Source organism: Agromyces sp. NPDC058064, assembly GCF_042885275.1.
In the GTDB taxonomy this organism is placed as follows: domain Bacteria; phylum Actinomycetota; class Actinomycetes; order Actinomycetales; family Microbacteriaceae; genus Agromyces.
In genome coordinates this window covers 97704-112529 of record NZ_JBHVSE010000005.1, presented here as the reverse complement: position 1 = coordinate 112529, position 14826 = coordinate 97704, and the positions used below count along the sequence as shown (strand labels likewise).

Here is a 14826-nt window from a genome sequence, read left to right as displayed (position 1 = left end):
CATGACGACGCCCGCCCACCCCCCGCTCGACCACCGGCTGCGCCGGATGGTGGGACGCGATCCGAACGAGTCGCACCGCACCGCCACCCCGCTCGAGCTGCTGTTCGACCTGACCTTCGTCGTCGCCTTCAGCCAGGCCGGCACCCAGGCCGCGCACCTCCTCGAGCTCGGGCACTTCGGCCCCGCGATCATCGCCTTCACCCTCGCGGTCTTCGCGATCTGCTGGGCCTGGATCAACTACTCGTGGCTCGCGAGCGCCTACGACAACGACGACGCCTTCGTGCGCATCGCGACGATGGTGCAGATGGTCGGCGTCCTCGTGATGGCGCTCGGCATGCCCGAGTTCTTCCACTCCGTCGACGGCGGCGAGCACGTCGACAACGGGGTGATCATCGCCGGCTACGTCGTGATGCGCATCTCGACGATCGCGCTCTGGCTGCGCATCGCCCGGCACGACCCCCGCTCCCGCCGCACCGCCCTCCGCTACGCCGCCTTCCTCGGGGTCGTGCAGCTCGCGTGGATCGTGCTGATCATCGTGAACCTGCCGTTCGCGACGACCCTCTGGATCTGGGTGCTGCTGGGCGTCTGCGAGATGGCGGTGCCGCCCCTCGCGGAGCGCCACGGCGGCGGCACCCCGTGGCATCCGCACCACATCGCCGAACGGTACGGACTGCTCGTCATCATCACGCTCGGCGAGGTCGTGCTCGGCACCATCCTCGCGATCTCGGCGGTCGTCGAGAAGCAGGGCTGGTCGATCGACGCGGCCGCCGTGGCGTTCGGCGGCACGCTGCTCGCGTTCGGGCTGTGGTGGACGTACTTCATGATGCCCTCGGGCAAGCTGCTCAGCGCCTTCCGCCGTCGCTCGTACCTCTGGGGCTACGGGCACATGGTGGTGTTCGGCTCGCTCGCCGCGACCGGCGCGGGCCTGCACGTCGCGGCGAACGCGATCGAGGGCACCGCGCACATCGACGACGTGGCGGTGCTCGCGACGATCGTCGTGCCCGTGGCGATCTTCCTCCTGGCGCTCTTCACTCTCTACACCTTCCTCATGGGGCGCTTCGACCCGTTCCACATCGGGCTGTTCGCCGGCAGCCTGCTCGTGCTCGCGGGCTCCGTCGCGGCGGTCGCCGCCGGCGCGAGCCTGCCGCTCGGCATCGTGATCGCCGCGCTCGCGCCGGTCGTCGTGGTGGTCGGCTACGAGACCGTCGGGCACCGGCACCAGCGACGGGCGCTCGAGGAGATCCTGGGCTGAGGTCGGCTGCGACGTCGCGAGGGCGACACGAGGGCGGATGCCGCGCCCCGGTCTCGGTGACGCGGGCATCCGCCCTCGCCGTGCTCCCGCGGCGGCTGCGCTACGCGCCCGGCCGGTTCGCGCGCAGCACCTCGAGGCGTGCGCGGTACTCGGTCTCGTCGATGTCGCCGTTCGCGAAGCGCTGGCCGAGGGTCTGCTCGGCACTCGCGCCCCGCGCCCACGGGGGGCCGTAGCCCTCGGGCCCGCCGTTCGCCCAGTACCGGCGGCGGTTGCGGCTCACGAGGAAGACGATGAGCCCGATGACGAGGAACCAGAAGATCGGGATGAGGAGGAAGGCCCATCCGAATCCGGCGGCCCAGGGGCCGGCGTGGGTGGCCGCGGTCGCGGCGAGGGTCGTGAACATGGGATGCTCCCGGTTGATTCGTGCGGTCGCGTCTCGACCGTCGACTCGAGTCTCGCGAGGCCCGCGCCGCGGCGAATCCGCCCGGCGGAGCCACTTCGCGTACTCCCCCGGGAGCAGCCCGCGGGAGCCGCTACTCCGGCCGGCCGGTCTCGCCCTGCCAGCCGGGCGCGACGAGGCCCGACTCGTAGGCCACGACGACGAGGTGCACCCGGTCGCGTGCGTGCAGCTTCTGCATGATGCGGGAGACGTGGGTCTTCGCCGTGAGCGGGCTCAGCACGAGCCGCCCTGCGATCTCGTCGTTCGTGAGCCCGAGGCCGACGAGTCGCAGCACCTCGCGCTCGCGCTCGGTGAGGGCGGCGAGGGCGGTCTCGTCGGGGGCGTCTCGGAGGCCCGTCGCCATCCGTTCGAGGAGGCGCTTGGTGACCCCCGGCGAGAGCAGCGCCTCGCCGGCCGCGACGACGCGCACGGCCCGCAGCAGGTCGACGGGCTCGGTGTCCTTCACGAGGAACCCGGCGGCGCCGGCGCGCACCGCCCGCGCCACGTACTCGTCGAGCTCGAAGGTGGTGACGATGACGACGTGGACGCCGGCGAGCGCCGGGTCGGCGGCGATCTGCTCGGTCGCCCAGAGGCCGTCGCCGTCCGGCATGCGGATGTCCATGAGCACCACGTCGACGGGGCGCTCGCGCACGAGGGCGAGCAGCTCCTCACCGGTGGAGGCCTCCCCGACGACCTCGAGGTCGTCCTCGGCGTCGAGCAGGGCACGGAAGCCCGCCCGCACGAGCAGCTGGTCGTCGGCCAGCGCGACCCGGATCATACGGCGTCGCTCCACGGGAGCCGCGCGGTCACGCGGGTGCCGCCGAGGGAGGACCCGCCGAGCTCGACCGAGCCGCCGAGGAGGGCGGCGCGCTCCCGCATGCCGAGCAGGCCGCGACCCTCCGACGCGGCGTCGGCGCCGTCGGCGGCGAACCCGCGTCCGTCGTCGTCGATCGTGACGACGAGCTCGTCGCCCGGTCGCTCGAGCACGACGGCCGCGCGACTCGCCCCGGCGTGCCGCACGACGTTCGTGAGCGCCTCCTGCACGATGCGGTACGCGGCGAACTGCACCGCTCGCCCGGGCGGCGCCGCGAGCCGGTCGTCGAGCTCGACCGCGAATCCGGGTGCCGCGATGCCGCGCACGAGCCGCGGGAGCTCGGCGAGCTCGGCCTGCGGGACGAGCGGCGCCTCGCCGTCGCGGATGACGCCGAGCACGCTCCGCACCTCCTCCAGGGCGGTCTTCGAGGTCTCCTTGATGTGCACGAGCGCGGTGCGCGCCTGCTCGGCATCGCGATCCATGAGATGGAGGCCGACGCTCGCCTGCACGTTGATCTGCGAGAGGGCGTGGCCGATGACGTCGTGGAGCTCGCGCGCGATGCGCACCCGTTCGCGCTCCTCGGCCGTCTGCCTGCGCCGCATCGCCTCGGCCCGCGCCGCGGCGAACCGCGCGCGGCGCGTGCGCGCGAACCAGCCGATGCCGAAGCACACGGCGAGCGCGAGCGTCGTGAAGGCGATGCGCAGCGGCGGCCAGGAGACCCCGACGAGGGGCCCGACGACGACCGCGACGAGCCACGCCGCGATGACGGACGCCGCGGCCCAGACCACCGCCCCGCGCGCCACGGCGAGCACGATCGCGAAGAGCAGCGCGACGTACGGCGGACCGGCGTCGGGCGCGAGGAGGAAGTCGGCGAGCGCCGCGAGCGCGACGACGGCGACGGTGGGGCCGGGGTACCGGCGCGAGCCGAGGAGCGCGAGCGGGCCGGCCGCGGCGAGCGCGAGCTGCGCGAGCCCGGCCGGCAGGCCGACGTCGTGCCAGATCGCCACGCCGATCGCGGCCGGCACCTGCACCAGCAGGCTGATCACGACGGGGGCGAGCAGCACGAACCCGGCCGGCGGGCGGCGGCGCTCGTCGCCGTCGGGTCCGGTCCAGCTCGGCGGCCCCGCCCACGGCGGGCCGCCCCGCCAGCCGGGCTCGGGGCTGCGTCGATCGGGCACGGTCCGATCGTAGACCCGGCGCGCGGCGCGGCCGTCGCCCCGGCGACGACTCATCGCCTACTCCCCCGGGAGTACGGAACGGCCGTCGGCATCAGAGCAGCGAGACCGGCTTCACGATGTCGGCGTAGATGAGCAGCGCGCTCATCGCGCCGAAGATCACGACCACGCCGAGCGTGATCGGCATGAGCTTCGCGAGGTCGACGGGGCCCGGATCGGGGCGGCGGAAGAGCTTCGCGACGCCGCGCCGGATCGCCTCCCACAGCGCACCCGCGATGTGCCCGCCGTCGAGCGGCAGCAGCGGGATGAGGTTGAACACGAACAGCGCGACGTTGAGCGCCGCGAGGAGACCCACCATGCTCGCGGCCTTCGACGCGAGCGGGATCTCGTCGAGGCTCGCGATCTCGCCGGCGACGCGGCCGACGCCGACGACCGACATCGGGCCGTTCGGGTCGCGCTCCTCGGGGCCGAAGGCCGCGTTCGCGACGTCGACCATGCGCTGGGGGAGGTTGAAGATGATGCCGGTGACGCCGCTGATCTGCTGCCCGACCGCGGGGAGCACCGCCGTCACGGGCTGCGGCACGGTCTCGGTCGCGGCGGCGATGCCGACGAAGCCGGCCTGCACTGTCCGCGGCTCGCCGGAGGCATCCGTCACGACGACGCCCTGCTCGTCGAGCACGTACCGTTCGCTCAGCATCGGCGTGACCGTGAGCGCGACCTCCTCGCCGTCGCGGACGACGACGAAGTCGACGGGCTCCTCCGCGTGCTCGCGGATGATCGCGGTCGACTCGGCCCAGCTGTCGATGGGCTCCCCCGCGACCGAGACGATGCGGTCGCCCGGCTCGATGCCGGCCGCGGCCCCGGGGGCGGCCGGATCGCCGGGTTCGCACGTCTGGCGCTCGCTCGTCGCCGGCAGCGCGCACGCCGAGACCGAGCCGACCGTCGTCGAGGCCTGCGCCGTGCCGAAGCCCATGAGCAGCACGCCGAAGAGCACGACCGCGAGCAGCAGGTTCATGAACGGCCCGCCGAACATGATGATGATGCGCTTCCACACCGGCAGCCGGTAGAACGCGCGCTCCTCGTCGCCGGCGCCGATCGACTCGGCGCTCGAGTCGCGCGCATCCTGCACGAGGCCGCGGAAGAACCCCGTCGAGTCCTCGTGGGCGCGCTCGCCCTTCGCCGGCGGGAACATACCGATCATCGCGATGTAGCCGCCGAGCGGGATCGCCTTCAGCCCGTACTCGGTCTCGCCCCTGCGGCGCGACCAGATCGTCGGGCCGAAGCCGATCATGTACTGCGTGACCTTGACGCCGAACAGCTTCGCGGGCACGAGATGGCCGATCTCGTGCAGGCCGATCGAGACGGCGAGGCCGATCACGATGATGGCGACGCCGATCACGAATGCGAGCACGGAATCCACGTCGGACAGCGTACTGCCGCTCGCTCGGTGCCCGCTGGGTGCCGGCTATCGATCGGCTGAGCGCCGGGCGATGCGCGCATCGGCGGCGCGACGGGCGGCCGACTCGGCCGCGGCGAGGGTCTCGAGGGTCACGGCCCCGGATGCCTCGTGCTGCTCGACCACGTCGCGCACCGTGTCGACGATGTCGAGGAACCCGATCCGGCCCGCGTGGAATGCGGCGACAGCCTGCTCGTTCGCGGCGTTGAACACCGCGGGGTACTCGCCGCCCGCGCGGCCGACCTGCTTGGCGAGCGCCACCGCGGGGAATGCGGCCTCGTCGAGCGGCTCGAAGGTCCAGCTCTGCGCGCCCGTCCAGTCGAGCGGCCGGCCCGCGGCGGCGACCCGGTTCGGCCAGTCGAGGCCGAGCGAGATCGGCAGCCGCATGTCGGGCGGCGACGCCTGGGCGATCGTCGAGCCGTCGACGAACTCGACCATCGAGTGCACGATCGACTGCGGGTGCACGACGACGTCGATGCGGTCGTAGTCGACGTCGAAGAGCAGGTGCGCCTCGATGACCTCGAGGCCCTTGTTCACGAGGGTCGCCGAGTTCGTCGTGACGACGAGCCCCATGTCCCAGGTGGGGTGCGCGAGCGCCTCGGCGGGCGTCACGGCCTCGAGCGAGGCCCGGCTGCGACCCCTGAACGGCCCGCCCGACGCGGTCAGCACGAGCCGGCGCACCTCGTCGTCGGTGCCGGAGCGGAGGGCCTGGGCGATCGCCGAGTGCTCGGAGTCGACCGGCACGATCTGCCCGGGCTTCGCCAGGCGGGTGACGAGGTCGCCGCCGACGATGAGCGACTCCTTGTTGGCGAGCGCGAGGGTCGTGCCGCGCTCGAGCGTCGCGAGGGTCGGGCCGAGCCCCACGGAGCCCGTGATGCCGTTCAGCACGACGTCGGCGTCGACGCTCTGCACGAGCTGCACGGCCTCGTCGATGCCGACGGCCGTGTGCTCGACGCCGAACTCCGCCGCCTGCTCGTCGAGGAGGGCCCGGTTCGAGCCGACGGCGAGGCCGACGACCTCGAACCGCCTCGGGTTCGCACGGATGACGTCGAGGGCCTGCGTGCCGATCGAACCGGATGAGCCGAGGATGATGACGTTGCGCACGAGACCACTGTATGGCGCGGAGCGCCGCGGCATCCGGTCAGCCGAGCACTGCGACCGAGGCGACGACCGCGCCGGGCACGGCGAGATCGTGGAACCGGACGCCGCGCCACCCCGGGCCGAACTCGGGGACGGTGCGCTCGATGCGTCCGATGCCCTCGTCGTCGCCGGGCATCGTGAGCGCGAGGGTCGAGGGCTCGGTGAACTCGGTGTGGCCGATCGCCCGCAGGAGCGCCGACTTGCGCGCCCACAGCATCGCCCGCGCCCGCGCCCGCTCAGGCGGGTCGAGCGCGGCGAGCGCGGCCCGCTCGCTCGCGTGGAGCGCCGCCTCGTCGACGCCCTCGAGGGCGGCGGCGCTCACGAGCTCGACGCCGACGCCCACCCGTCGCCGCGTCGCGGCCGCGGCGACGACGAGCTCGCCGGCGGCGCCCGCATCGACGAACCAGGGCGCTCCGGACGGCGTCGTCGGATAGCCCACGGTCGGGCGCCCGTGGCGGCCGCCGCACGTCTCGCAGGACTGCACGAGCTCGACGTCGTCGGCCGGCACGCCCGACCCCGCGGCGACCAGGCGCCGCAGCAGCAGCTCCGGTCCGGGGCCGGGGCCGCGTCGGCCGCGCGCCGCCGTCACCACGCGGGCGTCCCCGCCCGGCAACTCGACGATCTCGCCGTCGACGACCGCATCCATGACGTCAATCCTCCCCCATCGGGCCCGTCCGCGGCAGGCCGCGGATATTCCGCCCGTCGCATACCGGGGCTCGTAGGGTCGGAAGGTGAGTGAGATCGAGGCCGACGCCGTTCCCGCCCCCGCGGTCAAGCGGGGACCCGCCTACCGCATCTTCCGCGGCATGCTGAAGCCGATCGCCCTCCTCGTCTACCGGCCCACGATCACCGGCCGCGAGAACGTCCCGAAGCGCGGACCCGTCATCCTCGCATCGAACCACCTGTCGTTCGTCGACAGCGTCGTGATCCCCCTCGCCTCCCCGCGACCCGTGCAGTTCCTCGCGAAGTCGAGCTACTTCACCGGCACCGGGTTCTCCGGCTGGCTCTCGCGCACGTTCTTCGGCGCGATCGGCGCCGTGCCCGTCGAGCGCGGCGCGGGCGCGGCGGCGCAGGAGGCGCTCGAGGCCGGCCGTCGCATCCTCGAGCAGTCGGAGGCCTTCGCCCTCTACCCCGAGGGCACCCGCTCGACCGACGGGCGCCTGTACCGCGGCCGCACCGGCGTGGCCTGGCTCGCCCTCACGACCGGCGCGACGGTCGTGCCCGTCGGCCTCGTCGGCACCCAGGAGATCCAGCCGATCGGCGCGAAGGTGCCGCGGGTGCGCCCCGTCACGGTGCGGTTCGGCGAGCCGCTCGACCTCAGCCACCACGGCCCGGCCACGAGCGGACGCGCCCGCCGCGCGGCGACCGACGAGATCATGGCCGCGATCCACGCCCTCACCGGGCAGGAGCTCGCCGGGCAGTACAACGAGGTGCCGCCGCAGGGGGCGCTCGCCCGGCTCGCCGACAAGGTCGTGCCGCGCGAGCGGGTGTGACCCGCTTCCCAGCGGGCGCCGAGGGGCACCCGCTATGGTCGCTTCGATGACTCCCGCGAAGCTCGCCGCCGCCGCCGCGTTCGCGACGGCCGCGCTCCTCGCCCTCGCCGCCTGCGCCACCGGATCACCCGATCCGGCCTCCGAGGGCGGGCAGTGGCAGGGCGGCGCCGCGGTGCGCTCCGCACCGACGCCCGAGTTCGAGATCCCCTCCGCGACCGAGGAGTTCGACCCGGGGCTGATCGTCAGCGACGACGCCTTCTACGACGCGAGCGCCATGAACGCCGCCGAGATCCAGCGCTTCCTCGAGGGCCTCGACTGCCGACCGGCCGACGACGTGCCGTGCCTCGCCGACTACCGGCAGACGACCGAGTCGCAGCCCGCCGTCGGCGGTCGCCACTGCGCCGCCTACGAGGGCGGCACGCGCGAACGGGCGAGCCGCATCATCCAGAAGGTCTCCGAGGCCTGCGGCATCAGCCCCCGCACCCTGCTCGTGCTCCTGCAGAAGGAGCAGTCGCTGCTCACCCGGCCCAGCGAGTCGGGCTACCTGCGGGCGACGGGGTACGGCTGCCCCGACACCGCCGACTGCGACACGAAGTACTTCGGCTTCTTCAACCAGGTGTACAACGCGGCCTGGCAGTTCCGGCAGTACACCGAGGAGCCGAAGCGCACCTACCGCATCGGCGCCGTCGACGTGCAGTTCAATCCCGACGCCGCGTGCGGGGCGACGAAGGTGACGATCCGCAACCAGGCCACGGCGAACCTCTACAACTACACGCCGTACCAGCCGAGCGCGGCGACGCTCGCCGCGCCCGAGACCGGCGACGACTGCTCGGCGTTCGGCAACCTCAACTTCTGGCGCCTCTGGCACCGCTGGTTCGGCGACCCGCAGTCCGAGCGCTACCCCGGGTTCCTGCCCGAGTGCAGCCGGCTCGTCGGCGGCCACACCTGCCCGCCCGGCCCGACCCTCCCCGCCCGCCCGGGCGCGTGAGTCAGTCCTCGCCGAGGACGACGACGGTCGCCTCGTGGCGCACCGGGAACGCGACCGAGGCGGCGATGAAGCACTTCGCGGATGCCTCGGCGTGGAGCTCCTCGGCGAGCCCGGCCATCGAGGCGTCGGCGACGACGACCGTGGGGCGCAGCACGACCTCGGTGAACGCGCCGCCGCCGCGGCCGTCCTCGACCATGGTGCCGCTCGGCGCGTCGGTGTACCCGCGCACGATCACGCCGTGGTTCGTGGCGACGTGCAGGTACGAGAGCATGTGGCACTGCGCGAGCGCCGCGAGGAGCAGCTCCTCGGGGTTCCAGCGCTCACGATCGCCGTGGAAGGTGCGATCGCTCGAGCCCGCGATGTCGTGCTCCTTGCCCGCCGCACGCACGACGTGCCTGCGCCGGTAGTCGCGGTAGCCGCTCGTGCCCGTGCCCTGATCGCCCTGCCAGTCGATCGCGACCTCGTAGTGGTGCGTGCCGAGCATCGCGAGCCTCCTCCTCGGTGCCGGCGACGAGCGGTTCCCGGCACCGTGCACCCTCCGATTCTGCCCGCTCTCGGGGGCCCGCGGCCCGGCGGCGACGGGCCCGGCGGCGATAAGGTGGAGGCACCATGACTGACTCCCAGATTTCCGCCCGGCCCGCCGCGCCCGCGTACTCCGTGCCGCAGGAGCGCAAGATCGTCACCGCCGTTCCCGGCCCCAAGTCCCAGGCGCTCCAGGCCAGACGCCTCGAGGTCGTCTCGGGCGGCGTCTCGAGCGCCCTGCCCGTCTTCATCGAGCGCGCGAACGGCGCCGTCCTCGTCGACGTCGACGGCAATCAGTTCATCGACTTCGGCGCCGGCATCGGCGTCACCACGATCGGCCACACCGACGCGCGCGTCGTCCAGGCGGCGACCGAGCAGCTCGGCGACGTGATCCACACCCTGTTCACCGTGACGCCCTACGAGGAGTACGTGCGCGTCGCCGAGCTCCTCGCCGAGCACACGCCCGGCAACTGGAAGAAGAAGTCGGTGCTCGTGAACTCGGGCGCCGAGGCCGTCGAGAACGGCGTCAAGATCGCGCGCAAGCACACCGGCCGTCGCGCCGTCGCCGTGCTCGACCACGCGTACCACGGCCGCACGAACCTCACGATGGCGATGAACTACAAGGCGATGCCCTACGGCACCGGCTTCGGCCCCTTCGCCGGCGACGTCTACCACGCGCCGAGCTCGTACCCCTACCGCGACGGCCTCTCGGGCGTCGACGCCGCGGCCCGCACGATCGCCTACCTCGAGAAGGTCGTCGGCGCGAGCGACCTCGCCTGCCTGGTCGTCGAGCCCATCCAGGGCGAGGGCGGCTTCATGGTGCCCGCCGACGGCTTCCTGCCGACGCTGCAGGCCTGGTGCACCGAGCAGGGCGTCGTCATGATCGCCGACGAGATCCAGTCGGGCTTCGCCCGCACCGGCAAGTTCTTCGCGAGCGAGCACTTCGGGTGGGAGCCCGACCTCGTGCTGAGCGCCAAGGGCATCGCCGGCGGCCTGCCGCTCGCGGCCGTCACCGGCCGCGCCGAGATCATGGACGCCGCCCACGCCGGCGGCCTCGGCGGCACCTTCGGCGGCAACCCCGTGGCGTGCGCTGCGGCGATCGCCGTGTTCGAGTCCATCGAGGAGCACGACCTCCTCGCCGAGGGCCGGCGCATCGAGACCGCGCTGCTCTCGGGGCTCGAGCGGCTCGCCGAACGCTACGACGTCATCGGCGAGATCCGCGGCAAGGGCGCGATGATCGCGATCGAGCTCGTCCAGCCCGGCACCGGCCGCACGACCAAGGCGCCGAACCCCGAGGCCGTCTCCGCGCTCGTCGCCTACGCCGCGCAGCAGGGCGTCCTGTTCCTCAGCGCCGGCACCTACGGCAACGTGCTGCGGTTCCTGCCGAGCCTCGCGATGAGCGACGAGCTCATCGACGACGGCCTGCGCGTGCTCGACGACGGCCTCGCGGCCCTCGGCTGAGCCGTGGCCGAGACGTTCTCCGTCGAAGACTCCGTCCAGCTCGCAGTGGTCGAACGAAGTGGTTTCATCGAGTCCAGGCACGCCGGTTCCGCCGTCGTGCTCTCCCCCGAGGGCGAGGTCGTGCGTGCGCTCGGCGACGTCGCGACGCCCGTCTTCCCGCGATCGGCCCTGAAGCCCTTCCAGGCGGTCGCGGTGATGACGAGCGGCGTCACCCTGCGCGGCGAGGACGCGGCGATCGCGATGGCGAGCCACTCGGGCACCGCCGCGCACGTCGCGCTCGTCGACGGCCTCCTCGGCCGCGTCGGCCTCTCCGACGCCGCGCTCGGCTGCCCCGCCACGGCACCCGGCGATCGCGTCGCCCGCGACGAGCTCATCCGCCGCGGCGGCCCGAAGCGCCGCGGCTACATGACCTGCTCGGGCAAGCACGCGGCGATGCTGAACGCCTGCGTCGCGAACGAGTGGCCGGTCGAGGGCTACCTCGACCCCGAGCACCCGCTGCAGAAGCGCATCCTCGACGTGCTCGAGCGGCTCACCGGCGAGCGCCCCGCCGCCTCGGCGATCGACGGCTGCGGCGCCCCGGTGCACGCGATCACGCTCACGGCGCTCGCACGCGGCATCCACAAGATCACGACGGCGCAGGCCGGCTCGCCCTTCGCCCTGTACCGCGAGTCCGCGGCGCTCACCGCCGCCGCGCGCGAGCACGGCTGGGCGGTCGCCGGTCCCGGCCAGCCCGACACCGTCGCGATCGACCGCCTCGGCGTCTTCGCGAAGTTCGGCGCGGAGGGGGTCATGGTGATGTCGGCGCCCGACGGCACGACGACCGCCCTGAAGGTGCTCGACGGCTCCTCGCGCGCCTCGACCATCATCGGGCTGCGCCTGCTCGCCGCGGCCGGCGCGCTCGACGACGCCGCGATCGATGCGGTGCAGACCGAGCTCGACCTCTGGGTCATGGGCGGAGAGCACCGCGTCGGGGAGATCCGCGCCACGGTCTGAGCGGTCCACCGCACGAACGACGGATGCCTCGGCGGGATCGCTCCCGCCGAGGCATCCGTCTCGGTGCGAAACCCGTTCGGGTCAGCTGAGCTTCGCGAGTCGCTTCGCCCGTGCCGCCCGCGACACCTGCGCGCCGACGACGAGCACGAGGGCGAAGAGGAACACGGCGGACGCGATGACGTTCGCCTCGGCGGGGATGCCGCGCGACGCCGAGATGTAGATGTACTTCGGGAACGTCGACACGGAGCCCGAGTTGAAGTTCGTGATGATGAAGTCATCGAAGCTCAACGCGAACGACAGCAGTGCCGCGGCGAGGATGCCCGGCATGAGCAGCGGGAACGTGACCCGCCAGAACACCTGGGCGGGCGTGCCGTAGAGGTCGCGCCCGGCCTCCTCGAGCGCCGGGTCGAGGCTCGCCACGCGCGCCTTCACGGTCACCACGACGAAGCTGATGCAGAACATCGTGTGCGCCAGGATGATCGTCGTCATGTCCTTGGCGACGCCGACGGCGAGGAACTGCGCCGCGAGCCCGGCACCGAGCACGACCTCGGGGGTCGCCATCGGCAGGAACAGCAGGAGGCTGATCGCCGAGCGCGCCCGGAACCGGTAGCGCACGATCGCGATCGCGATCATCGTGCCGAGCGTCGTCGCGATGACCGTCGCGACGAGGCCGATCACGATGCTGTTGCCGAACGCCTGGCACACCGCGCCGCCCTCGACGTTGCAGACGTTCAGCCACTTGTCGAAGGTGAACCCGCGCCAGGCGATGTTCGACTTGATCGAGTCGTTGAACGAGAACACGAAGGTGTACGCGATCGGGATGAGCAGGAACACGAACGCGATGACGGTGTACACCGGCAGCAGCCAGTCGCCGAGGCCGAGCCTGCGCGGACGGACCCTGCCGCCCGGACGCTGCTCGTCGAGCTGCTCGCTCTCGCTGAGGCCGCCGAGCACGGCGGCCGCCTGGACTTCTCCGCTCACAGCAGGTCCTCCGTTCCGGAGCGCTTCACGTAGATGCCGACGAGCACGAGGATCGCGGACATCAGGATGATCGACAGCGCCGCCGCTGCCGGGTAGTTCAGCAGCACGAGGAAGTTCGCCTCGATCACGTTGCCCATCATCTGGGTATCGGGGCCTCCGAGGAAGTCGCGGCTCGCGTTCACGTAGTCGCCCGCGGCGGGGATGAACGTGAGCAGCGTGCCCGCGACGATGCCCGGCATCGACAGCGGGATCGTGACCTTGCGGAATACCGTGAACGGGTTCGCATAGAGGTCGCTGCCCGCCTCGAGGTAGCGCAGGTCGAGCCGCTCGAGCGTCGTGTACAGCGGCAGCGTCATGAACGGGATGAAGTTGTACGTCAGGCCGAAGATGACCGCGAACGGCGTGCCCGTGAAGTGCGCGTCGGGCGCCATCAGCGACAGCGCCTTCAGCGAGGTGATGATGAACGACTCGTCCGAGAGGATCTGCTTCCACGCGAGGGTTCGCAGCAGGAAGCTGATGAAGAACGGGGCGATCACGAGCACGAGCATCAGGCTCTGGAGGAGCGGCCAGCGCCGGGCCTTCACGCCGATGAAGTACGCCAGCGGGTAGCTGAACGCGAGCGCGAGCACCGTCGCCGCGAGGGCGTAGCCGAACGACCGCAGGATGTGCGGCCAGTACGCCTCGACGACGTCGACGTAGTTCTGCCAGTTGAACGCGTAGCTGTACTGGCCGATGTCGCCGAACTCGGTCGGCGCCTGCAGCGACGTCAGCACGAGCGACACCAGCGGCGTCAGGAAGAAGAGCACGAGGTAGAGGATGCCGGGCAGCAGGAGGAAGAGCGCGATGCGGCTCTTCTTCCTGGGTGCCTGCGGCTGCGCCTCCGCCGTCGCGAACGCTGCGAAGGCCATGGTCAGTGCTCCTCGAGCTCCGCGACGAGCGCATCGCGCCGCTGGGCGGCGATCGACCGGGTGTCGGTGTCGGCCGGGAACCGGCCGGTCTCGCTCGGCACGTCCTCGAGGCCGAAGCCGTGCTCGACCTCCCAGCTGAGCCACACCTCGGCCCCCTCGGTCGCGACCGGCCCGAACCCGATGTTCTGCGCGAACACCGTGAGCGTGCCGATGCCCGGAACCGCGACGAGGTACTGGGTGCTCACCCCAGAGAACGAGACGTCGATGACGCGGCCCGGGCCGATGAGGTTGCGCTCGGAGGTGGCGGCCGGCGCCTCGCGGCGGAGCGCCACCTTCTCGGGGCGGACGCCGATCGTGACCTCGCCCTGGTGACGCGCCGCGCGCGCCGTCGGCACGACCACCCGGGTGCCCTGCACGTCGACCGAGATCGCGGTGTCGGTCGTGCCGACGATCTCGCCCGTGAAGAGGTTCGACTGGCCGAGGAAGTTCGCGACGAACGCCGTGCGGGGCAGCTCGTAGAGCTCTTCCGGGGCGCCCATCTGCTCGATCGCTCCCTTGTTCATCACCGCGACGGTGTCGGCCATGGTCATGGCCTCCTCCTGGTCGTGGGTGACGTGGAGGAAGGTCAGGCCGACCTCCTCCTGGATCGACTTCAGCTCGAGCTGCATCTGGCGGCGCAGCTTCAGGTCGAGCGCGCCGAGCGGCTCGTCGAGGAGCAGCAGCGCCGGCCGGTTCACGATCGCGCGGGCGAGTGCGACGCGCTGCTGCTGGCCGCCCGAGAGCTGGGCCGGTCGGCGCTGCGCGAGGTGGTCGAGCTCGACGAGCCGGAGCGCCTCGTGCGCCCGCGCCTCGGCGTCGGCGATGTGCCGGCGCTTCAGTCCGAAGCCCACGTTCTCGAGGATCGACATGTGCGGGAAGAGGGCGTAGCTCTGGAACACCGTGTTGACGGGACGCTGGTGCGCCTTCGTCGAGGTGACGTCGGTGCCGCCGATGAGGATGCGGCCCTTCGTGGGCTCCTCGAGGCCGGCGACCAGCCGGAGCGTGGTCGTCTTGCCGCAGCCCGACGGGCCGAGCAGGGCGAAGAACGACCCCGCCGGGATGGTGAGGTCGAGCTCTTCGATCGCGGTGAACCCCGGGAAGCGCTTCTGGATGCCGACGAGCTCGAGATCCGCGCCGCGTTCGGCGAATTCTCGGATCGACACCG

The 14826-nt window shown here is 72.4% G+C and carries 15 protein-coding genes; 5 read left to right on the top strand and 10 right to left on the bottom strand.

From position 1 onward, the window contains the following. Nucleotide 1 precedes the first annotated feature (1 nt). Nucleotides 2-1252, top strand: coding sequence for a low temperature requirement protein A (locus tag ACFVSL_RS16045; RefSeq protein ID WP_386941975.1), 1251 nt, complete (start codon nucleotides 2-4; stop codon nucleotides 1250-1252). A gap of 100 nt (nucleotides 1253-1352) precedes the next feature. On the opposite strand, the gene ACFVSL_RS16040 is transcribed toward ACFVSL_RS16045, so the two are convergent. The 6 genes from ACFVSL_RS16040 to ACFVSL_RS16015 form a co-directional block, all read right to left on the bottom strand. Next, complete coding sequence (locus ACFVSL_RS16040; RefSeq protein WP_386941974.1) at nucleotides 1353-1655, bottom strand: SHOCT domain-containing protein; 303 nt, start codon at nucleotides 1653-1655, stop codon at nucleotides 1353-1355. Between the two features lie 130 nt (nucleotides 1656-1785). Beyond that, nucleotides 1786-2469, bottom strand: a complete 684-nt coding sequence (locus ACFVSL_RS16035) for a response regulator (protein WP_386941973.1) — start codon at nucleotides 2467-2469, stop codon at nucleotides 1786-1788. Then, entirely contained in the window at nucleotides 2466-3683 is a 1218-nt protein-coding gene (locus tag ACFVSL_RS16030) for a sensor histidine kinase (protein ID WP_386941972.1), read from the bottom strand. Before ACFVSL_RS16030 ends, ACFVSL_RS16035 begins: the two co-directional genes overlap by 4 nt. A 91-nt stretch (nucleotides 3684-3774) precedes the next feature. Then, on the bottom strand, nucleotides 3775-5100 hold the full coding sequence (locus ACFVSL_RS16025; RefSeq protein ID WP_386941971.1) for a M50 family metallopeptidase: 1326 nt from the start codon (nucleotides 5098-5100) through the stop codon (nucleotides 3775-3777). Nucleotides 5101-5145: 45 nt separating this feature from the next. Beyond that, nucleotides 5146-6240: a 1-deoxy-D-xylulose-5-phosphate reductoisomerase gene (dxr, locus tag ACFVSL_RS16020; RefSeq protein ID WP_386941970.1), complete on the bottom strand. Its 1095-nt coding sequence runs from the start codon at nucleotides 6238-6240 to the stop codon at nucleotides 5146-5148. A 37-nt stretch (nucleotides 6241-6277) separates the two neighbouring features. Continuing rightward, entirely contained in the window at nucleotides 6278-6922 is a 645-nt protein-coding gene (locus ACFVSL_RS16015) for a 4'-phosphopantetheinyl transferase family protein (protein ID WP_386941969.1), read from the bottom strand. 85 nt (nucleotides 6923-7007) lie between these two features. Here ACFVSL_RS16015 and ACFVSL_RS16010 point away from each other — a divergent pair, with 85 nt between their 5' ends. Further along, entirely contained in the window at nucleotides 7008-7769 is a 762-nt protein-coding gene (locus ACFVSL_RS16010) for a lysophospholipid acyltransferase family protein (protein ID WP_386941968.1), read from the top strand. Between the two features lie 46 nt (nucleotides 7770-7815). After that, nucleotides 7816-8757, top strand: a complete 942-nt coding sequence (locus ACFVSL_RS16005; RefSeq protein ID WP_386941967.1) for a hypothetical protein — start codon at nucleotides 7816-7818, stop codon at nucleotides 8755-8757. 1 nt (nucleotide 8758) lies between these two features. On the opposite strand, the gene ACFVSL_RS16000 is transcribed toward ACFVSL_RS16005, so the two are convergent. Next, nucleotides 8759-9241, bottom strand: a complete 483-nt coding sequence (locus ACFVSL_RS16000; RefSeq protein ID WP_386941966.1) for an OsmC family protein — start codon at nucleotides 9239-9241, stop codon at nucleotides 8759-8761. Between the two features lie 125 nt (nucleotides 9242-9366). On the opposite strand from ACFVSL_RS16000, the gene gabT reads away from it, so the two are divergent. Together gabT and ACFVSL_RS15990 are read left to right on the top strand one after the other, a co-directional pair. Beyond that, a complete protein-coding gene (gene gabT, locus ACFVSL_RS15995; RefSeq protein ID WP_386941965.1) occupies nucleotides 9367-10740 on the top strand; it encodes a 4-aminobutyrate--2-oxoglutarate transaminase in 1374 nt (457 codons plus the stop codon). 3 nt (nucleotides 10741-10743) lie between these two features. Next, a complete protein-coding gene (locus tag ACFVSL_RS15990) occupies nucleotides 10744-11733 on the top strand; it encodes an asparaginase (protein ID WP_386941964.1) in 990 nt (329 codons plus the stop codon). Between the two features lie 81 nt (nucleotides 11734-11814). Here ACFVSL_RS15990 and ACFVSL_RS15985 read toward each other — a convergent pair whose 3' ends face one another. The 3 genes from ACFVSL_RS15985 to ACFVSL_RS15975 form a co-directional block, all read right to left on the bottom strand. Then, the gene (locus ACFVSL_RS15985) at nucleotides 11815-12597 is read right to left on the bottom strand and encodes an ABC transporter permease (protein ID WP_386942154.1); all 783 of its coding nucleotides are present in this window, start codon (nucleotides 12595-12597) and stop codon (nucleotides 11815-11817) included. A 113-nt stretch (nucleotides 12598-12710) separates the two neighbouring features. Next, entirely contained in the window at nucleotides 12711-13622 is a 912-nt protein-coding gene (locus ACFVSL_RS15980; RefSeq protein ID WP_386941963.1) for an ABC transporter permease, read from the bottom strand. Between the two features lie 2 nt (nucleotides 13623-13624). Beyond that, entirely contained in the window at nucleotides 13625-14824 is a 1200-nt protein-coding gene (locus tag ACFVSL_RS15975; RefSeq protein ID WP_386941962.1) for an ABC transporter ATP-binding protein, read from the bottom strand. Between the last annotated feature and the right edge of the window lie 2 nt (nucleotides 14825-14826).